Annotated in this window: 17 protein-coding genes and 2 pseudogenes; 10 read left to right on the top strand and 9 right to left on the bottom strand. The window is 69.4% G+C overall.

What is annotated here, in order from left to right; genetic code table 11:
- Positions 1-11: 11 nt before the first annotated feature.
- On the bottom strand, positions 12-692 hold the full coding sequence (locus C1737_RS03810) for a DUF3043 domain-containing protein (RefSeq protein ID WP_102417283.1): 681 nt from the start codon (positions 690-692) through the stop codon (positions 12-14).
- 191 nt (positions 693-883) lie between these two features.
- Here C1737_RS03810 and C1737_RS03815 point away from each other — a divergent pair, with 191 nt between their 5' ends.
- Together C1737_RS03815 and C1737_RS03820 are read left to right on the top strand one after the other, a co-directional pair.
- Positions 884-1,963 (top strand): glycerate kinase, encoded by a 1,080-nt coding sequence (locus tag C1737_RS03815; protein ID WP_102417770.1) that lies wholly within the window; start codon positions 884-886, stop codon positions 1,961-1,963.
- A 100-nt stretch (positions 1,964-2,063) separates the two neighbouring features.
- A complete protein-coding gene (locus tag C1737_RS03820) occupies positions 2,064-2,420 on the top strand; it encodes an iron-sulfur cluster assembly accessory protein (protein ID WP_067920675.1) in 357 nt (118 codons plus the stop codon).
- 24 nt (positions 2,421-2,444) lie between these two features.
- On the opposite strand, the gene C1737_RS03825 is transcribed toward C1737_RS03820, so the two are convergent.
- Entirely contained in the window at positions 2,445-3,098 is a 654-nt protein-coding gene (locus tag C1737_RS03825) for a hypothetical protein (RefSeq protein ID WP_068093055.1), read from the bottom strand.
- 197 nt (positions 3,099-3,295) lie between these two features.
- On the opposite strand from C1737_RS03825, the gene C1737_RS03830 reads away from it, so the two are divergent.
- Positions 3,296-4,270 carry a carbohydrate kinase family protein gene (locus tag C1737_RS03830; protein WP_067920671.1) on the top strand — a complete coding sequence of 325 codons (975 nt, stop codon included), beginning with the start codon at positions 3,296-3,298 and terminating at the stop codon, positions 4,268-4,270.
- Between the two features lie 18 nt (positions 4,271-4,288).
- Here C1737_RS03830 and asnB read toward each other — a convergent pair whose 3' ends face one another.
- Complete coding sequence (gene asnB, locus C1737_RS03835; RefSeq protein WP_102417284.1) at positions 4,289-6,232, bottom strand: asparagine synthase (glutamine-hydrolyzing); 1,944 nt, start codon at positions 6,230-6,232, stop codon at positions 4,289-4,291.
- A gap of 132 nt (positions 6,233-6,364) precedes the next feature.
- Between asnB and C1737_RS03840 the strand changes: the two genes are divergently transcribed.
- From C1737_RS03840 to C1737_RS03855, 4 genes and pseudogenes are all read left to right on the top strand, one after another.
- Complete coding sequence (locus C1737_RS03840; RefSeq protein WP_082972786.1) at positions 6,365-7,465, top strand: cytochrome c oxidase subunit II; 1,101 nt, start codon at positions 6,365-6,367, stop codon at positions 7,463-7,465.
- 13 nt (positions 7,466-7,478) lie between these two features.
- Positions 7,479-7,898: a cytochrome c oxidase subunit 4 gene (locus tag C1737_RS03845; protein ID WP_067920667.1), complete on the top strand. Its 420-nt coding sequence runs from the start codon at positions 7,479-7,481 to the stop codon at positions 7,896-7,898.
- Between the two features lie 180 nt (positions 7,899-8,078).
- Positions 8,079-8,919, top strand: a pseudogene (locus C1737_RS03850) (MmpS family transport accessory protein).
- On the top strand, positions 8,919-9,563 hold the full coding sequence (locus C1737_RS03855; protein WP_067917838.1) for a DUF2561 family protein: 645 nt from the start codon (positions 8,919-8,921) through the stop codon (positions 9,561-9,563). Before C1737_RS03850 ends, C1737_RS03855 begins: the two are co-directional and overlap by 1 nt.
- A gap of 7 nt (positions 9,564-9,570) precedes the next feature.
- On the opposite strand, the gene C1737_RS03860 is transcribed toward C1737_RS03855, so the two are convergent.
- The gene (locus C1737_RS03860; RefSeq protein WP_067917846.1) at positions 9,571-9,804 is read right to left on the bottom strand and encodes a hypothetical protein; all 234 of its coding nucleotides are present in this window, start codon (positions 9,802-9,804) and stop codon (positions 9,571-9,573) included.
- Positions 9,805-10,127: 323 nt separating this feature from the next.
- On the opposite strand from C1737_RS03860, the gene C1737_RS03865 reads away from it, so the two are divergent.
- On the top strand, positions 10,128-10,610 hold the full coding sequence (locus C1737_RS03865) for a DUF5994 family protein (RefSeq protein ID WP_102417285.1): 483 nt from the start codon (positions 10,128-10,130) through the stop codon (positions 10,608-10,610).
- Here C1737_RS03865 and C1737_RS03870 read toward each other — a convergent pair.
- From C1737_RS03870 to C1737_RS03885, 4 genes are read right to left on the bottom strand one after another with little or no spacing between them, the layout of a single operon-like run.
- Positions 10,607-12,304 carry a cytochrome bc complex cytochrome b subunit gene (locus tag C1737_RS03870; protein WP_068093071.1) on the bottom strand — a complete coding sequence of 566 codons (1,698 nt, stop codon included), beginning with the start codon at positions 12,302-12,304 and terminating at the stop codon, positions 10,607-10,609. The genes C1737_RS03865 and C1737_RS03870 overlap by 4 nt on opposite strands.
- Positions 12,301-13,503 (bottom strand): ubiquinol-cytochrome c reductase iron-sulfur subunit, encoded by a 1,203-nt coding sequence (locus tag C1737_RS03875; RefSeq protein ID WP_067917844.1) that lies wholly within the window; start codon positions 13,501-13,503, stop codon positions 12,301-12,303. Before C1737_RS03875 ends, C1737_RS03870 begins: the two co-directional genes overlap by 4 nt.
- On the bottom strand, positions 13,500-14,366 hold the full coding sequence (locus tag C1737_RS03880; protein ID WP_082972787.1) for a c-type cytochrome: 867 nt from the start codon (positions 14,364-14,366) through the stop codon (positions 13,500-13,502). The genes C1737_RS03875 and C1737_RS03880 overlap by 4 nt, the downstream gene beginning before the upstream one ends.
- A 29-nt stretch (positions 14,367-14,395) precedes the next feature.
- Entirely contained in the window at positions 14,396-15,007 is a 612-nt protein-coding gene (locus tag C1737_RS03885; protein ID WP_055401014.1) for a heme-copper oxidase subunit III, read from the bottom strand.
- A gap of 138 nt (positions 15,008-15,145) precedes the next feature.
- Between C1737_RS03885 and trpD the strand changes: the two genes are divergently transcribed.
- Positions 15,146-16,240, top strand: a complete 1,095-nt coding sequence (trpD, locus tag C1737_RS27015; RefSeq protein WP_142393420.1) for an anthranilate phosphoribosyltransferase — start codon at positions 15,146-15,148, stop codon at positions 16,238-16,240.
- Here the strand turns inward: trpD and C1737_RS03895 are convergent.
- A pseudogene (locus C1737_RS03895) lies at positions 16,178-18,031 on the bottom strand (DEDD exonuclease domain-containing protein); the annotation flags it as partial. The gene trpD and the pseudogene C1737_RS03895 sit on opposite strands and share 63 nt — an antisense overlap.
- 176 nt (positions 18,032-18,207) lie before the next feature.
- Between C1737_RS03895 and C1737_RS03900 the strand changes: the two are divergent.
- Positions 18,208-18,462 (top strand): hypothetical protein, encoded by a 255-nt coding sequence (locus C1737_RS03900; RefSeq protein WP_068099228.1) that lies wholly within the window; start codon positions 18,208-18,210, stop codon positions 18,460-18,462.
- The last annotated feature ends 46 nt before the right edge of the window (positions 18,463-18,508 follow it).

Genomic DNA, 18,508 nt, shown 5'->3' on the forward strand with positions numbered 1-18,508 from the left:
CTCAGCCGGGCCTACTCGACATCGGCGCCGCGCTTGACCTGGGGCCGCGGCGTGCGCAGCCGGCGCATCTGCGACGCCCTGCTGGCGGCGTAAAGGCCCAACTTCCAACGGCTTTCGGTGTTGTCGGGGAACTTCGCGTCCACCCGCCTGCTCACCTTGCGGCCCAGCAGCAGCCCGTCGACCAGCATCACGGCCATCAGCAGCAGCATTGCCGGGGAGACGTACAGCTGCAGCTGCGGGGTGGTGAACATGGCGAACATCAGGAACAGGGTCGCCGGCATGAACAGGCCCAGCAGGTTGCGCCGGGCGTCCACCACGTCGCGCACGTAGCGCCGGACCGGGCCCTGGTCGCGCGGCAGCAGGTAGGCCTCGTCGCCGGCCATCATGCGTTCCCGGCGATTCGCCATCTTGGCGCGGTTGGCGGTCCGATCGGCCTTGCGCTCCTCGCGGCTCAGCTTGGGGCCGGCCAGCGACTTGCGGCGGGCCCGCGCCCCCGACGCGGGCATCGGGGCGGGCGCGGCCGGCCCCCTGCGCGGCGGGCGGCGCGCCTCGTTGCGCTTGGGCGTCGGGCGGCCCTTGGGGCTCGTGCCGCGCGATCCCCGAGCGGTCGTCTCGGGGTCGCCGGCGGCATCGAGTGCGGCCGCGCCGTCGTCAAGATCGTCTTGGCCCTTCTTACGGCCCATCAGCTTCACAGAGGCCAGGTTACTTCGCCGATGGTCCGTCTCGGAATTGGCTTGGAATGCCTCGCTATTAGACCTGCGTCAGCGGCTCACTTGGCCCTACTCTTACACGTGATGAATGGCTGCCTGTGATGGACGACGGGTCGATGGCGTCGGATGACGCCGGCTTCGGCCTCGCTCCCGGCCGCTTGCAGCTGCCCGCCATGCTCGTCCTGGTGGCCCCGGATTGTTATGGCGACAGCATGACGGCCGTGGAGGCCGCCGCGGCGATCGCGACCGGATGGACCCGGAGCCGCCCGGGCGACCGCTTCATCGTCGCCCCGCAATCCGACGGCGGCCCCGGCTTCGTCGAGGTGCTCGCCAGCCGGCTGGGGAGCAAGACGCGTCGCCTGCGGGTGTCCGGGCCACTGTCCACCATGGTCGAGGCGGAGTGGCTGTTCGACCCCGCCACGACCACCGCCTACCTCGAATGCGCGCAGGCGTGCGGCCTGGCCCTGCTGGGGGGTCCACCCACCCCGGAGACCGCGATGGCGGCCCACAGCAGGGGAGTGGGACAGCTGATCGCCGAGGCGATGCGGACCGGCGCGACGCGGATCGTGGTCGGGCTCGGCGGCAGCGCCTGCACCGACGGCGGGCAGGGCATGATCGCCGAGCTCGGCGGCCTGGATTCCGCCCGCCGCCAGCTGGCCAACGTGGAGCTCATCGCCGCCTCCGACACCGAATACCCTCTGCTCGGACCCTGGGGGGCCGCCAGGGTGTTCGGGCCGCAGAAGGGCGCGGACACGGTCACGGTCGCGGCGCTGGAGGTCCGACTGCAGGCGTGGGCGCTCATCCTCGAAGCGGTGGCCGGGCGTGACGTCAGCGCCGAGCCGGGCGCGGCGGCCGCCGGTGGGCTCGGCGCCGGGCTGCTGGCGCTCGGCGGCCGGTGCGAGTCGGGCGCGGCGATCATCGCCCATCACACCCGCCTGGAGGACGATCTGGACACCGCGGAGCTCATCGTCACCGGGGAAGGGCGCTTCGACGAACAGTCGCTGCACGGCAAGGTGGTCGGTTTTCTCGCGGACGCGGCCCGGCCGCGGGGCGTGCCGGTGATCGTGCTGGCCGGCCAGGTCGGGCTGGACAACGCCACGGTGCGCTCGGCGGGCATCATGGCCGCCCTGTCCATTGCCGATCACGCCGGATCGGTGCGGCTGGCGCAGGCCGACGCGGCCAATCAGCTCATGGGATTGGCGTCGGTGGTGGCGGCGCGACTCGGGAATAGCGGTCCTGCAAGGTACCGTTGATGCAGTGGGCTTTTTCCGGGCGGATCGGGCCGCCTAACGCGACACCAGCGGGCTCGAACCTGAACGAAGCCACCCAACGATGAGGCATGTAGGAGAAGCAATGACGGTGCAAAACGAGTCGAGCGCCAAGACGCACGGCGTGATCCTGACCGAGGCCGCCGCCACCAAGGCAAAGTCCCTGCTCGACCAGGAGGGGCGGGATGACCTGGCGCTGCGTATCGCGGTCCAGCCGGGAGGCTGCGCGGGCCTGCGCTACAACCTCTTCTTCGACGACCGGACGCTCGACGGCGACCTGACCGCCGACTTCGGCGGTGTGACGCTGACGGTGGACCGGATGAGCGCGCCCTACGTGGAAGGCGCGTCCATCGATTTCGTCGACACCATCGAGAAGCAGGGCTTCACGATCGACAACCCCAACGCCACCGGTTCGTGCGCCTGCGGCGACTCGTTCAACTGACCGGGTAAGCCCGAGCCCGCGCGCTCAGTACGAGCCGCCGGTGCGCAGCACGTACGAGCACACCATGATCTGGCCCCGCTGAAAGAGCAGCTGGGCGATGCCCTGCAGGTCGCCGCGCAGCGGGCCGCCGACCGCGGGGGCCGCCCGCATGGTGAACAGCGCCTGGGCCTGGTACTGCGACAGGTAGACGATCTTGTCGATCGAGGTCACCTCGACCTGGGAGAACTGCTTCCGGAACGCGTCGCTGCTCAGCTTCGCCAGGGCCTGGTCGGACCGTTTGTCGCGGACGCCGTCGTACATGCCGCACAGCGCATTGCGTTCGATCTCCTCGATGTCGCGGTGGTCGAGGGCGTCCAGGTACCCCTGGATGGCCGTCTTGGCGGCGCCCTCGGAGAACGTCGCGCCGGTGTTGGCCCCGTTGGTGCGCACGCCGTAGACGATCGCCACGGTCAGGGCCGCCACCAGCGCGGCGGCCAACAGCACGCCGACGACCAGCCGCCGCTTGGAGCGTCGCTGCGGGTAGGGCATCGGCGGCGCCTGCCCGGCATAATTGGCGGGTGCCGCGTCGCCGGCGCGGGGGTCGTCGGGGAATTCGAGCGGCCGGGCTTCGGCCGGGCGTTCGGGTCCGCTGGGTCCGCTGCCGCCGACGGTGTGGTTCGGCGAGTGCGGACCTGCCATCGTGGTCTCCTACGGTGGTAGACGGGACTTGTACACGGGGCTGGGTGCGGATACCCCGACCGAGCACCGCGGTACCGGCGACTTGAGCGAGTTCCCTAGGGAGGCTAGCGCACCGCCTCGCGCCGACCGTGCACACAGTGACGGTCCGGAGGCGTGCGTAAGCTAGATAACCTTACTAACGAAGGGCGGAGACATTCGTGACGATCGCGGTGACAGGTTCGATTGCGACCGACAATTTGATGCGGTTCCCCGGCAAGTTTTCCGAGCACCTGCTGGCTGAGCACTTGCAGAAGGTATCGCTCAGTTTTCTGGTCGACGACCTGGTGATTCACCGCGGCGGCGTGGCCGGCAACATCGCCTACGCCATCGGCGTGCTGGGCGGCGACGTGGCGCTGGTGGGCGCGGCCGGCGACGACTTCGACGACTACCGGCAGTGGCTGCAGTCGCACGGCGTCAACTGCGACAACGTGCTGATCTCCAAGACCGCGCACACCGCGCGGTTCACCTGCACCACCGACCTCGACATGGCCCAGATCGCCTCGTTCTACCCGGGTGCCATGTCGGAGGCCCGCGACATCAAGCTCGCCGACGTGGTCGCCGCCATCGGCGAGCCGGAGTTGGTCATCGTCGGGGCCAACGACCCGGAGGCGATGGTGGTGCACACCGAGGAGTGCCGCAAGCTGGGCCTGCCCTTCGCCGCCGACCCCTCCCAGCAGCTGCCCCGCCTGTCCGGTGACGAGATCGAGAAGCTCGTCGCCGGCGCGGCCTACCTGTTCACCAACGACTACGAGTGGGAGCTGCTGCTCAACAAGACCGGCTGGTCGGAGGCCGACGTGCAGGGCAAGGTCGGTCTGCGGGTGACCACGCTGGGACCCAAGGGCGTGGACATCGTCGAGCCCGACGGCACGACCACCCATGTCGGTGTGGTGCCCGAGACCAGCCAAACCGACCCCACCGGCGTCGGCGACGCGTTCCGCGCCGGTTTCCTCACCGGCCGCAGCGCCGGCCTGAGCCTCGAGCGCTCGGCGCAGCTGGGCTCGCTGGTCGCCGTGCTGGTCCTGGAGACGACGGGAACCCAGAACTGGGACTGGGACCGCGAGACCGCGGTGAGCCGGTTGGCCGGCGCGTACGGCGACGACGCGGCCAACGAGATCGCCGCGGTGCTCGCCTGAACCTGGCGAGCGGAACCGTTACAGCTGCACGGGGTAGTGCGGCTCGCTGATCTGCGGCACCACGCTGCGCTCGACGAAGATCGCGTGCCAGAGCATGAAGATGAGCAGCGTCCACAGCCGGCGGCTGTGGTCGCCGGCGCCGTTGCGGTGCTCGTCGAGCATCCGCCGGACGGCGGCCAGGTCGACGAGGTGACCGGCCTGTGAGGACGCCACCAGCCCGTAGGCCCAGTCCAGGAGCTCGCCCGCACGCAGCCAGTGTCGGATGGGCACCGGGAAGCCCAGCTTGGGCCGGTGCAGCACGTGCGCGGGAACGATCGGCTCAAGCGCTCGGCGCAGCGCGTACTTGGTGGTGGTGCGGGTGATCTTGGCCTCGACGGGCAGTCGCGAGGCGACGGCGAAGACCTCTGGATCCAGGAACGGCACCCGCAGCTCCAGCGAGTTGGCCATCGTCATCTTGTCCGCCTTGACCAGGATATCGCCGCGCAGCCAGGTGAACAGGTCGATGTGCTGCATGCGGGCCACCGGGTCCCAGCCGGCCGACTGCGCGTACACCGAGGCGGTGACGTCGGTGTGGGTCCATTCGGGCCGGAAGCCGGGCAGCACGTCGCGCAGCTGGGCGTCGGAGAAGCTGCGCGCGTTGCCGTAGTAGCGCTCCTCGAGCGTCAGCGAGCCGCGGTGCAGCAGGCTCTTGCCGCGCATTCCCTCCGGCAGCGGCTTGGACACCTTGCCCATCGACCGCCGCAGCGGCCTCGGCAGGTAGTCGAATGGCTTGAGCGACAACGGTTCCCGATAGATCGTGTAGCCGCCGAACAACTCGTCGGCGCCCTCCCCGGACAGCACCACCTTGACGTGTTTGCGGGCCTCCCGGGCGACGAAGAACAGGGGCACCAGCGCGGGGTCGGCCACCGGCTCGTCGAGGTACCAGACGATTTCGGGCAGGGCGGCCACGAACTCGTCCGGGTGGACCACCTTGGCGACGTGGCGGGCGCCGATCGCCTCGGCGGAGGCCACCGCGACGTCGATCTCGGAGAAGCCCTCCCGCTCGAACCCGGTGGTGAAGGTGATCAGCTTGGGGTTGTGCCGGATGGCCAGCGCCGCGATGGCGGTGGAGTCGATGCCTCCGGACAGGAACGCCCCGACGGTGACGTCGGCGCGCATGTGCTTGGCCACCGAGTCCTCGAGCACCGCGGTGATCTCGTCGTAGCGGCCCTGCTCGCTGTCGCGGCTGATCGGCGTGGCCGCGAAGCGCGGCACGAAGTAGCGGGGGATCTCCGGCTGCCGCCCGGGCCGGATCCGCGCGTGGCAGCCCGATTCCAGCCGGCGCACCCCGCGGTGCAGCGTCTCGGGCTCGGGCACGTATTGCAGCACGGTGTAGTGCTGCACGGCCCGGTCGTCGATGTCGGTGTCGAACCCGACCAACTCGGCCAGGTCCAGCAGGCACTTCTTCTCGCTGCCCACCGCCGTGCCGCCGGTGCCGGTGGCCATGAAGAGCGGCTTGATACCGAAAGGGTCTCGGGCACAGAACAATTCGAGAGTGGCGGTGTCCCACAGGGCGAAGGCGAACATGCCGCGCAGCCGGGTCAGCACGTCGGCGCCCCAGTAGTGGTATCCGGCGACGATCGCCTCGCCGTCACCGTCGGTGGCGAAGGCCGCGCCGTGCGCGGTGGCCAGCTCGTCGCGTAGCTCGAGGTAGTTGTAGATCTCCCCGTTGAACACCAGCACGTAGCGATCCGGCGACTCCGGCGGGCCCCAGCGCAGCGGCTGGTGCGAGTGCGCGATGTCGATGATCGACAGCCGGTTGAAGCCGAACACGACGCTTCCGTCGGCGCCCGGGTCGGTCCATGTGCCCGGCTCGTCGGGGCCGCGGTGGCGCATCAGATGCGACGCGCGCGCGATCGCGGCGTCGGCCCGGGCGGCGTCCGCACTGTCGGGGGCAGCGAGGAACGCCAGCAGACCACACACGGCGCCCCAGTATGCCGCACCCGGCCGCCGATTGTGGTGCCGCACACCCGGGACGGGCCGGGGTTTCGTCGCCGCGGTCAGCGGCGTGGTCTACGCTGCGTAGTATTCGATATCCGAGCAGGAGGCGCCGACGTGACACCTCGCGAGCAGGTCCGTTCGCAACGTTTGTCGCAGGGCAGGTTTTGGGGCCGTTCCGGGGGCGTTCGGCATGGTCTGCCCCGTCGCCTGCGGCCGCTGGCGCTGGCCGCGACATTCGGCGTGTTGGCGCTGACCCTGAGCGGATGCAGCTGGGAGGACGTGCTGGGCCTGGGCTGGCCCAAGGGCATCACCCCGCAGGCCCACCTCAACCGTGAGCTGTGGCTCGGCGCCACCATCGCCTCGCTGGTCGTCGGCGTCATCGTGTGGGGTTTGATCTTCTGGGCATCCGCCTTCCACCGCAAGAAGGCCACCGACACCGAGCTGCCCCGCCAGTTCGGCTACAACATGCCGCTGGAACTGGTCCTGACGGTGACGCCGTTCCTGATCATCTCGGTGTTGTTCTACTTCACCGTGGTGGTCCAGGAGAAAATGCTGCACGTCGACAAGGACCCCGAGGTGGTGGTGGACGTCACCGCCTTCCAGTGGAACTGGAAGTTCGGCTATCAGCGCGTCGACTTCAAGGACGGCACGCTGACCTACGACGGCGCCGACCAGGCGCGCAAGAACGCGATGGTGTCCAAGCCCGAAGGCAAGGACGCCCACGGCGAGGAGCTCGTCGGACCGGTACGCGGGCTGAACACCTCCGACCGCACCTACCTGAACTTCGACAAGGTCGAGACCCTGGGAACCAGCGACGAGATCCCCGTGCTGGTGCTGCCGACCGGCAAGCGCATCCAGTTCCGGCTGGCCTCCGCGGATGTCATCCACACGTTCTGGGTGCCGGAGTTCCTGTTCAAGCGCGACGTGATCCCCAACGCCGAGGCGAACAACTCGATCAACGTCTTCCAGGTGGACGACATCAGCAAGCCAGGGGCCTTCGTGGGCCATTGCGCCGAGTTCTGTGGCACCTATCACTCGATGATGAATTTCGAGGTTAGGGTGGTGCCGCCCAACGACTTCAAGGCTTACCTGCAGCAGCGGATCGACGGAAAGAGCAACGCCCAGGCATTGCAGGCCATCGGTCAGGCACCGCTCGCGGTGTCCACCCACCCGTTCGACACCCGCCGCGGCCAGTTGGCCGGAAGTCAGCAGTAGGTTAGGACACCAAATGCATATTGAAGCCAGGCTTTTCGAATTCGTCGCCGGGTTTTTCATTGTGGTTGCGGTGCTTTACGGGGTGCTGACAGCCCTTTTCGCCACCGGCGGTGAGGAATGGGCGGGCACAACCGCGCTGGCGCTGACCGGCGGACTGGCGTTGATCGTGGCCACCTTCTTCCGATTCGTCGCGCGCCGCATCGACACCCGGCCCGAGGACTACGAGGGCGCCGAGATCAGCGACGGAGCAGGTGAATTGGGCTTCTTCAGCCCGCACAGCTGGTGGCCGATCCTGATCGCGCTGTCGGCCTCGGTGAGTGCGGTCGGCATCGCGCTGTGGCTGCCGTGGCTGATCGCCGCGGGGGTGATGTTCGTCCTCGCGTCGGTCGCGGGACTGGTATTCGAGTACTACGTGGGACCCGAGAAGCACTGATCCGCACGCGATAAGGTCACAATCCGATCACGTGATCTGTGGCCGCTTCGCCAGGACTTCTTTGCCACTCTCGGTTCGGTAATGTTTTGCCCAGGCAATGACAATTTCTCAAGCGCGCGCGCAACGCTACGGCCGTCGGGCCCCGCGCGCTGGTGAGGCAGTCGGACAGGGCAGGCAAAGATGAGCGGGCCGAAACCACCGGAATGGGAACCTGAGGAACCCGATTCCGTGAACGAGGCTCCCCACCAACCCGATTCCGACGGCGAGCCCGCGGACGGCCCGGAATCCGCGGGCGAACCCGGTCCCGACGACGAACTCGAGCCCTTCGACGACGGCGCCGAGCCGGCGGCCGAGCAGACCGGCCAGACCGACGCCTACTCGCGGGCCTATTCGGCCCCGGAGTCGGAGCACTTCATGAGCGGCCCGTACTTGCCGGCCGATCTCCGGCTCTACGACTACGACGCCTTCGACGAGTCGGACGACACCGACGACGAGCACGCCGCACCGCGCTGGCCGTGGGTGGTCGGGATCGCCGCCATCGTGGCCGCCATCGCGCTCGTCGTCTCGGTGTCGCTGTTGTTCGCGCGCACCGACACCACCAAGCTGGCCAACCCGAACACCACCACCACCGTCCCGTCGACGCCGCCGATGCAGGACGAGATCACGACCACCAAACCGCCACCGCCGCCCGCCCCCGGCCACCTCGACCGCGGCGGCGCCGCCGCCACCGCCGCCGACCACCCCGGCGGGGCCGCGGCAAGTGACCTATTCGGTGACCGGCACCAAGGCGCCCGGTGACATCATCTCGGTGACCTACGTCGACGCGTCGGGGCGGCGGCGCACGCAGCACAACGTGTACATCCCGTGGTCGATGACCGTCACGCCCATCTCCCAGTCCGACGTGGGCTCCGTCGAGGCGTCCAGCCTTTTCCGGGTCAGCCGGCTCAACTGCTCGATCACGACGAGCGATGGAACCGTCCTGTCGTCGAACACCAACGACGCACCGCAGACGAGCTGCTGATGGTCAGCAGGTATTCGGCGTACCGCCGTGGGTTGGGCGACGACACCGTTTCGCCCGACGTCGTCGACCGCATATTGATCGGCGCCTGCGCCGTCGTCTGGCTGGTGTTGCTGGGCGTGAGCGTGGCCGCGGCCGTCGCGCTGTCGGACCTGGGGCGGGGCTTTCACAAGGCGGCCGGCGGCAGCCATACCACGTCGTGGGTGCTGTACGCCGTGATCGTGGTGTCCGCGCTGATCATCGCCGGGGCCATCCCGATGCTGTTGCGTGCCCGCCGGATGGCGCAGAGCGAGCCCGCCGCCCGGGGGATGACGGCACCCCGGGCCCCGGTGCGCCTGATGTCCCAGGCGCCGCGCACCGCGGCCGAATGGGCGCGTCAGCCGAGGGCGCAGGCGCCGGCTGAGGAGGCCGACTCCGGCTGGTCGGGGGAGGCGGTCGATCGGGTCTGGTTGCGCGGCACCGTGCTGCTGGTGGGCGCGATGGGCCTGGCGCTGGTCGCGGTGGCCACTGCCACCTACCTGATGGCCGTGGGCCACGACAGCCCGTCCTGGGTCGCTTACGGCGTGGCCGCGGTCGTCACCGCCGGGATGCCGGCGATCGAGTGGCTGCACGTCCGGCAGCTGCGCCGCGCCATCGCCGCGCAGTAGGCCCGCGTCAGGACGCCTTGGCGTACCTGCGAACCCGTTCGTCCTCGCCGAAGGTGCCCGTGTGTTGCGTACCGTTGGCGTCGCGGCCGAAGAATGTCCAGCGCCGGGGAGTGGTCTGCGGTCCGCTGATCATCTTGACGGTGTAACGCAGCGTCGTGGGCCGCAGCGTGCCGATGACGTCACCGACCTTGATCTTGGACGGATGGATCTCCGGGGCGTCGCCCCAGTCCTGTATCGCCATTGCGTCCATCCTCACCGTGTCGGCCCTCCGCTCACCCGGACAGCGCCACGGTCGGACCCTCGCAACTGTAGTGCACGATCCCGGTCGGGCCGGCCCGACCGGACCGCGCGGCCGCGAAGGCGCGGCCGCGATCGCCGTGCGAGATGAGCCCGCATCGTCGGCGCCCTGGCCGCCCCGGTGCGGTGCTGGTGGCGTAGCGTTCAGCGTGAGCCGTTTCGTTGTCAGCGGTCGTCGGCCTCTACCGGCCACCCACAGGCAATGCGATTCCTCCGTCCGTCCCGCGCTCGCCGGGGCGAACGACGCCGACGTGAAGGGATCCGCCGATGGTCGTCGCGAATCTGCCCGGCCGCGAATCGTTCGAACGCCGCCGCCGCGCCAACCCGGTCCGGGTGGCGGTGGCCCATGAGCTGGGCCGCGCCATCGACGGCGCGTGGTGGCCGCGCGCGGACCGCATCACCAACGAGTTGCCCGAGTTGGTCGCCGTCCTGACTCCTCTGCTGGGAGAAGTCAGCACCATCAACGTCAATTGGCCGCCGCTGCAACGACCACCCGACCTGAACTGGTCGGGATGGGAACGCAAGCGCCAGCACGTGATGACCGTCGTCGGGGACGACGCACGGGTGAACCTGCTGGTCATCCCGTACGCGACCTACAGCGCGCTCGCCCTGATGGTGCTGCGCTGCGCGGCCAACCTGCCGGTCGAGGCCCGCGACCAGGTGAAGCCGGCCTTCCTGACCGCCGGCTCCATCGTGCGGGCCGCCTACCAACAGTGCGGCGCGGCCGTCACCGGACCAGCGCGAGGCTAGTGGTGCTCGCCGTTCTTGCCGTTTGACCCGACGGTGCTTTCCTGGTGCTCGCGCAGCGCGGTCAGGGCACGTTGCTCGGAACCGTGCGCCGCCTCGCGCAGGGCCGCATCCTCGGACGCCGGGTCGGCAAACAGGAAGCTGCCGTGACCCGGTGAACCGGCCGAGCCCAGCTTGTTCATCCGCTTGGGCAGCGCCGCGCCCTGGTATTCGAGCGGTATCGGGTGGCCGTGGTCGTCGACGGGGCCGAGCGGCTGATGCAGCTCGATGTACGCCCCGTGCGGCAGTCGCTTGATGATGCCGGTCTCGATCCCGTGCGCCAGCACCTCCCGGTCGCTGCGCTGCAGGGCGACGCACCACCGGTAGGTGATGAAGTAGACCACGGGCGGGAGGATGACCATCCCGATGCGGCCGATCCACGTCGTCGCGTTCAGCGAGATCTGGAACTTCAGCGCGATGATGTCGTTCATCGCCGCGAGCGTCAGCAACATGTAGAAGGAGATCGCCATCGCGCCGATCGCCGTGCGCACCGGCACGTCGCGCGGCCGTTGCAGCAGGTTGTGATGCGCGTAGTCACCGCTGAACCGCTTCTCCAGGAAGGGGTAGACGATCAGCAGCACGAAGATCAGGCCCATGATCAGCGCCACCCAGACGGCGGCCGGGATCGTGTGGTGCCAGAAGTAGAACTCCCACGGCGGCCAGATGCGCGCCAGGCCTTCCGTCCACATCATGTAGAAGTCCGGCTGCGAACCGGCCGAAACGTGGGATGGCTTGTAGGGGCCAAGGTTCCAGATCGGGTTGATCTGCAGCAGGCCACCCATCAGGCCGAGCACACCGACGATCGCGGCGAAGAACGCGCCGGACTTCACCGCGAAGATCGGCATGACCCGGACGCCGACCACGTTGTGCTCGGTGCGGCCCGGCCCGGGGAACTGGGTGTGCTTCTGGAACCACACCATCGCCAGGTGCAGCCCGATCAGCGCCAGGATGATCCCCGGCAGCAGCAGGATGTGCAGCGCGTACATGCGGGGGATGATGTAGCCCGCCGTCGCACATTCGTTGCCGATGCCGCCGCACGGGAAGTCGCCGCCGAACAGGGCCCAGTGCAGCCAGGTGCCGATGATCGGCATCCCCAGCGTGATCGAGGACAGCGCGGCGCGCAGCCCGATGCCCGAGAGCAGGTCGTCGGGCAGCGAGTAGCCGAAGTAGCCCTCGAACATGGCCAGGATCAGCAGCAGCGACCCGATGACCCAGTTGGCCTCACGGGGCCGGCGGAACGCGCCGGTGAAGAAGATGCGGGCCAGGTGCACCATGATCGACGCCGCGAAAATCAGTGCGGCCCAGTGGTGTACCTGACGGACGAACAGCCCGCCACGCACCTCGAAGGAGATGTCGAGGGTCGACGCGAACGCCTTGGACATGTCGACCCCGCGCAGCGGCTGGTAGGCCCCGTTGTAGGTGACCTCGGCCATGGACGGGTCGAAGAACAGTGTCAGGTAGACACCGGTGAGCAGCAGCACGATGAAGCTGTACATCGCGATCTCGCCCAGCAGGAACGACCAGTGGGTCGGGAAGACCTTGTTGAGCTGCCGGCGCACCGCCGCCGACGGGTGATAGCGCGTGTCGATGTCTTCGCCCTGGCGAGCCAGGACGTCGCCGATCTTGGGCGGCTTGGGGGGACTCAGCTTCGGGCTCATGATGTCGTCCTTTCCCAGAAGGCCGGTCCGACGGGCTCGATGAAGTCGCCGTTGGCGACCAGATACCCGTTGGTGTCGATCGTGATGGGCAGTTGCGCCAGCGCGCGAGCCGCTGGGCCGAAGATCGGCTTGGCGAAGTGCAGGGCGTCGAACTGCGACTGGTGACAAGGGCACAGGATTCGGTAGGACTGCTCCTCGTACAGCGACGCGGGGCAACCCAGGTGCGAGCAGACCTTAGTGTAGGCGAACAACTCGCCGTAATTGAAGCTCTCCTGGCCCTGGCGCTTGACCACGCGGGGCATGTCCGACGGCCGGACCCGGATGAGCATCACGGGGTTGCGGACGCCCTGGTTGATCGCCCGCAGTTTTTCCTGCGATTCCGGGGTGGTGCCGTCACCGTCGGACTCGCGCCACGGAAAGACGGTCTCCATGCCGCCGGCGTCGAGGTCCTCCGGGCGCATCTTGATGAACGGCGACGTCCCGGCGGAACCGGTGGCCCGCGCGAGGAAGATGGTCTCGCCCGCGTAGCGCGGTGTCCAGCCGGACGTCCACAGCACGGCCTTCTTGCCGTTCGCGGTGGGCACCACCGGCTTCCACGGGTTCTTGATCAGGCCGCCGGCAAACGCCACCAACGTGGACAGTCCGAACGCGCCGAGGCCCAGCCCCAGCGATGCCCCGATCACCTTGCGCCGCCGGACGGTCGAGCCTTCCAGGGCGTCGGTCAGGTTGGCCACGACCGTCTTGCGGTCGATCTCCCGGGAGGCGCCGTCGTGCCGGTCTTGGATCGAAATCTCTTCCGGGATAAACCGTTTCTGGTACAGGATGGTGCCGACGGCGATCGACAGGATCGACATCCCGAAGGTCAGCCCGTACAGCGGGGTGGCCAGGTCGTACAGCAGGCTGCCCGCGGCCGCCTTCGGCTTGTACTCCCACGGCCAGAACAGGAACACCAGCAGCAGCGCCAGCCCGAAGATGCCGCCCAGCAACAGCCACAGGGCGACTCCGCGCTCTGCGCGCTTCTCGGCCTTGGTGCCCTCGACGGGCCAGCGGGGTTCCTTGACCAGCGTCTCGACGCCGTCGAGCTTGCCGCCCAGCGCCACCAGCTCGTCGCGCGACATGGCGGCCAGGGCCGCCTCGTCGGGTTCGTTCGGCGCGGCGCCCTTGTCGGTGTCAGAGCCGCGAACGTCGTTTTCGCTCATGATGCTCGTGCCCCAATCCACAGTGCCAAACCGATGGCGGCGACCATCCCGATGATCCACGCGGCCATGCCCTCGGGTGCGGGCCCGAATCCGCCCAGGCCGTAGCCGCCGGGCTGGCGCTCCTCGGTAACCGCCTTGATGTAGCCGATGATGTCCTTCTTGGCCTCGAAAGACAGCTGGCGGTCGGAGAACTTCGGCATGTTCTGCGGGCCGGTCCGCATCGCCGCCAGGATCTGCTGCTCGTTCGGCGCTTCCAGCGGCGGCGCATACTTGCCCGACGACAGCGCCCCACCCTTGCCGGTGAAGTTGTGGCAGGACGAGCAGTTCAGCCTGAACAGGTCCCCCCCGCGGCCCAGGTCGTCGCCGCGCAGCGACTTCATGGCCAGGCTGCCGTCCGGGTTGCGCACCGTGGTCGGACCGCCGCCGTTGGCCTGCACGTATGCGCCCAGCGCGTCGGTCTGCGCCTCGTCGAAGATCGGCTCCTTGCGGGGCGCCTGGGCCTCGCCGGTCATCGCGGGCATCCGGCCGGTCGAGACCTGGAAGTACACGGCCTCCTCGCCGACGCCGATCAGGCTGGGCCCGCGGTCGGGCACACCCTGCAGGTTGGCCCCGTGGCACGACACGCACGACGTCTCGAACAGTTGCTTCCCGGTCCGCAGCAGCGCCGAGGACGACTCGTCGGCGACGGCCACCTGGGGGCGCGGCGTCAGCACGGCGGCCAGGCCGCCGGCGATGGTGAGCGCGATCAGCAGCAACAGCCCGCCCGAGAGGCGGCGGCGCAGCCGCCGCCGGGAGCGATCACTGGCGGCTTTTCGCGACTGCCCGGGCCGCGCACCGGATCTGGTAGACCCCAGTTTCTTCAACCCAGCACTCCTGTTCGTCCAGCGTCGGCTCATCGGATGAAATAGATCACGGTGAACAGCGCGATCCACACGATGTCGACGAAATGCCAGTAGTAGGAGACGACGATGCTCGCGGTGGCCTGCGCCGGGGTGAACTTGCTCATCGCGGTGCGCGCCAGCAGGAAGATGAAGGCGATCAGACCGCCGGTGACGTGCAGACCGTGGAACCCGGTCGCCAGGTAGAACACGCTGCCGTAGGCGCTGCCGGGGATGGTGGTGCCGTGAGTCGCCAGGTGGAAGTACTCGTAGCCCTGCCCGCAAACGAAGAACAGGCCCATCAGGAAGGTGATCACGTACCAGCGACGCAGCCCGAAGACGTCGCCGCGCTCGGCCGCGAACACCCCCATCTGGCAGGTGAACGACGACGCGATCAGCACGAGCGTCACCGGGACGGCCTGATAGAGGTTGAGTTCGGTCGGCGGCGGCGGCCATTTCCCGCCCGACTGCGCACGCGCGGTGAAGTACATCGCGAACAGGCCGGCAAAGAACATCAGCTCGCTGGAGAGCCAGACGATGGTGCCGACACTGACCATGTTGGGTCGATTCAACGAATGAACCCGCGACGTGATTGCAGTACCCGAGGTCCCTACAGCGCTGGTCACATCCGCAAGTATGACGCTTTGTAGTTGATCAACTCCACCCGGGGCGGCAATTAATGTTTTCGCGTCGCGGCCGCGCCCGGAGCGGACGGCTTTCCGCGGCTGTTGGGCGAGGTTCGGTCCGCGTGGGACCATCGGCGCGTGGCTGTGTCATCTGAGGCTTCGACCCCCGGCGGTTCGACCGCGGGCCCGGGGTCGGCGCCGTCGTGGCCGCAGGTCCTGGCCCGGTTGACGGGCGGGCACGACCTGGTGCGGGGCCAGGCCGCCTGGGCCATGGAACAGGTCATGGCCGGCGGCGCGAGCCCGGCGCAGATTGCCGCATTCGCCGTGGCCATGAAGATGAAGGTCCCCACCTCGGCCGAGGTCAGCGAGCTGGCCGACGTCATGCTGAGCCACGCGCGCCCCATGCCCGCCCTGCGCGACGACGCCGTCGACATCGTCGGGACGGGTGGTGACGGCGTCAACACGGTCAACTTGTCCACCATGGCGGCGATCGTGGTCGCGGCCGCGGGCGTGCCGGTGGTCAAACACGGCAACCGCGCGGCGTCGTCGCTGTCCGGTGGCGCCGACACGTTGGAGGCGCTCGGCGTGCGCATCGAGCTCGGACCCGAGCAGGTCGCGCAGAGCCTGGCCGAGGTCGGCATCGGGTTCTGCTTCGCGCCGGTGTTTCATCCCTCGTACCGGCACGCCTCGGTGGTACGACGCGAGATCGGGGTACCGACGGTCTTCAATCTCCTTGGGCCGCTGACCAATCCGGCCAGACCGCGGGCCGGGCTGATCGGCTGCGCGTTCGCCGATCTGGCCGAGGTGATGGCGGGGGTGTTCGCCGCGCGCCGGTCGAGCGTGCTGGTGGTGCACGGTGACGACGGGCTCGACGAGTTGACCACGACCACCACCAGCACCATTTGGCGCGTGCAGGCCGGGACGGTGGACAGGCTGACCTTCGATCCGGCCGGATTCGGTTTCGCCCGAGCCGATCTCGGTGACCTGCTGGGCGGTGACGCGCAAGCCAACGCCGCCGAGGTGCGTGCGGTGCTGGCCGGCGGCAAGGGGCCGGTTCGGGATGCCGTGGTGCTCAACGCCGCCGGGGCCCTGGTCGCCTACGCCGGTCTATCCAGCCGCGCTGAATGGTTGCCGGCGTGGGAGGACGGGCTGCGGCGCGCCGGGGCGGCGATCGACTCCGGCGCGGCCGAACAGCTGCTCGCGCGATGGGTGCGGTTCGGCGAGCAGCTCTGAATCATATTGCGCCGCTTGGGCCGAGGTCTGCTCGTAGGCCAACCGCGCCGAGCGCGCCGAGGCCGCCCACGATGCCCACGCGCCGGCTGAGCGCAGCGGTGATGCCCAGCCGGCGGCGTCGGGGGAGTCGTCGACCCGGACGATGCGCACCCCAGGACCGGCCAGCCAGCGCGCGATGAGCGCGGATTCCTCCACCAGCGCACCGCCCAGCGGGGCCGCGGTGGGCAGAATCGCCTGTGCTCCAGCCACAATCGCGTCGACCACCGGCATCGGGGGCACCCCGCGCCTGGCGGCGCCGGCCGCGGCGAGCTGGCCGTGACGGACGACGGCGAGGTGATAGCCGCCCTGGCCGTCGGGCGCGGCGGCGATCAGCTCGGGCAGCGTGGCCAGCGCGCGCAACCGCTGGCCGCGCCACAGGATCTCGACGGCCGTGGCGGTGCGGTCACGCAGGCGCGCCGCGCTCTCGAAATGTCGCCGCTCGGCCAGCGCCGTGATCTGGTCCACGGCGCCGGACAGGGCGGCGTTGTCCATCCCGTCGATCAGCGCGGCGACGCGCGCCACGGCGGCGGCGTATTGCGTGGCCGTGACGGCGCGCGCCGCGGGGCAGGGTGAGATTTCCGCCTCCGCGCAGGCCGGGCCGTGCAGGACCGAACGTCCCAGCCGCGTCGTACAGGTCCGCAGCCCGGTGTAGCGCGACAGCAGGGCGGCCGTGTCGGCGGCGTCGGCACGCGAGCGGAATGGGCCGACGGCCCGGTCGTGGCGGGGCGCTCGTACCACCGCCAGCCGCGGGAACGCCTCGTCGGTGAGCGCGACCCACCACCACCGGTGCGGAAACCGCGACCGGCGGTTGTAGGGCGGGGCGTGCGCGGCCAGCAGCCTCAGCTCGCGGACGCCGGCCTCCAGCGCGTGCGCGCACTCGACGTGGTCGACCGCGGTGGCCAGGTTGACCATCTCCTTCATCCGGCCGCGCGGGTCGGCGCCGGTGAAGTACTGGGCGACCCGGCGGCGCAGGTCGACGGCGGTGCCGACGTAGAGCACCTCGCCCGACGGCCCGCGAAACAGGTAAACACCCGGCCGGCGGGGCAGGCCCTCGGCGAGGACCCGCTTGCGCCGCTGCGCCGGGGTGACGTCCGGCAGGTAGGAGCGCAGGTCGGCGTAGGTGTGCACCCCCTGGTTGCCGACCCGCTCGATGAGCGCGTGCAGCACGTCAACGGTGGCGCGGGCGTCGTCCAGCGCGCGGTGCGTGGGCTGGGTGGCGACCGCGAACAGCCGCGCCAGCGAGGCCAGCCTCACGCTGGGGGCCTCCTCGCGGCTGAGCACCCGGCGGGCCAGCCGCACCGTGCACAGCACCTGTGGCCGGGGCCAGGGGATATCGCACCGCGCCGCGGCGGCGCGCAGAAATCCGATGTCGAACCCGGCGTTGTGGGCCACCAGCACCGTCCCCTGGTCCAAGCCGGCGAATTCGAGGAACATCGGCAACACCGCGTCGATGGTCGGGGCATCGGACACCATCGCGGTGGTGATGCCGGTCAGCTGCACGATCTGGGGCGGGATGCTGCGCTTCGGGTCGACCAGTGTGGCGAACTCGCCGAGCACGGTGCCGCCGCGGACTTTGACCGCACCGATCTCGGTGATGGCGTCGGGGGTGCTGCCGCCGGTGCTCTTGGTGCGCCCGCCGGTGGTCTCGAGGTCCACCACCACGAAGGTCGTGTCGCGCAGCAAGACGTCGGGCGTTTCGAAGGACGACCCCAAGTCGGCGAAACTGAGCTGAGTCGCACCACCGGCACCCATGCCGCGACGGTAAGCGTGGCCACCGACACCCGCGCGGCTCCCACGCCGGGCGAACGCACGCCCGGGTGCGGGGGTTTCCGGTGGAAAGGCGGTGCCGGCTGGTTGTCGGTGGCCGCGGTTACGGTTCGGACAGTCGACCTGACGTCGCCCAAGCCTGACCGAGAGGACCGATCCTGATGGCACGAAGCAGTGGACCCGACAGCAACGGCGCGACGGTGCCCGAAGCGGGGGCGCCGGTGGTGATCGACTGCGACGACTGCGCGGTCCGCGGGCCGGGCTGCCGCGACTGCGTCGTCAGCGTGTTACTCGGGGTCCCGGAGACTTTGTTGGAAGACGAATGTGCTGCATTGGCGGTGCTTGCCGATGTGGGACTGGCACCGCGATTGCGGTTGGTGCCTATCCGCCGCGGACGCGATTCGGGCGTCGCCTAAGATGCTTTGCGTGCCAAAGGTTTACGAGGGGGTCGGCGTCGTTCAC

Origin of the sequence: Mycobacterium sp. 4858 (genome assembly GCF_900240975.1) — a bacterium.
Lineage (GTDB): Bacteria > Actinomycetota > Actinomycetes > Mycobacteriales > Mycobacteriaceae > Mycobacterium.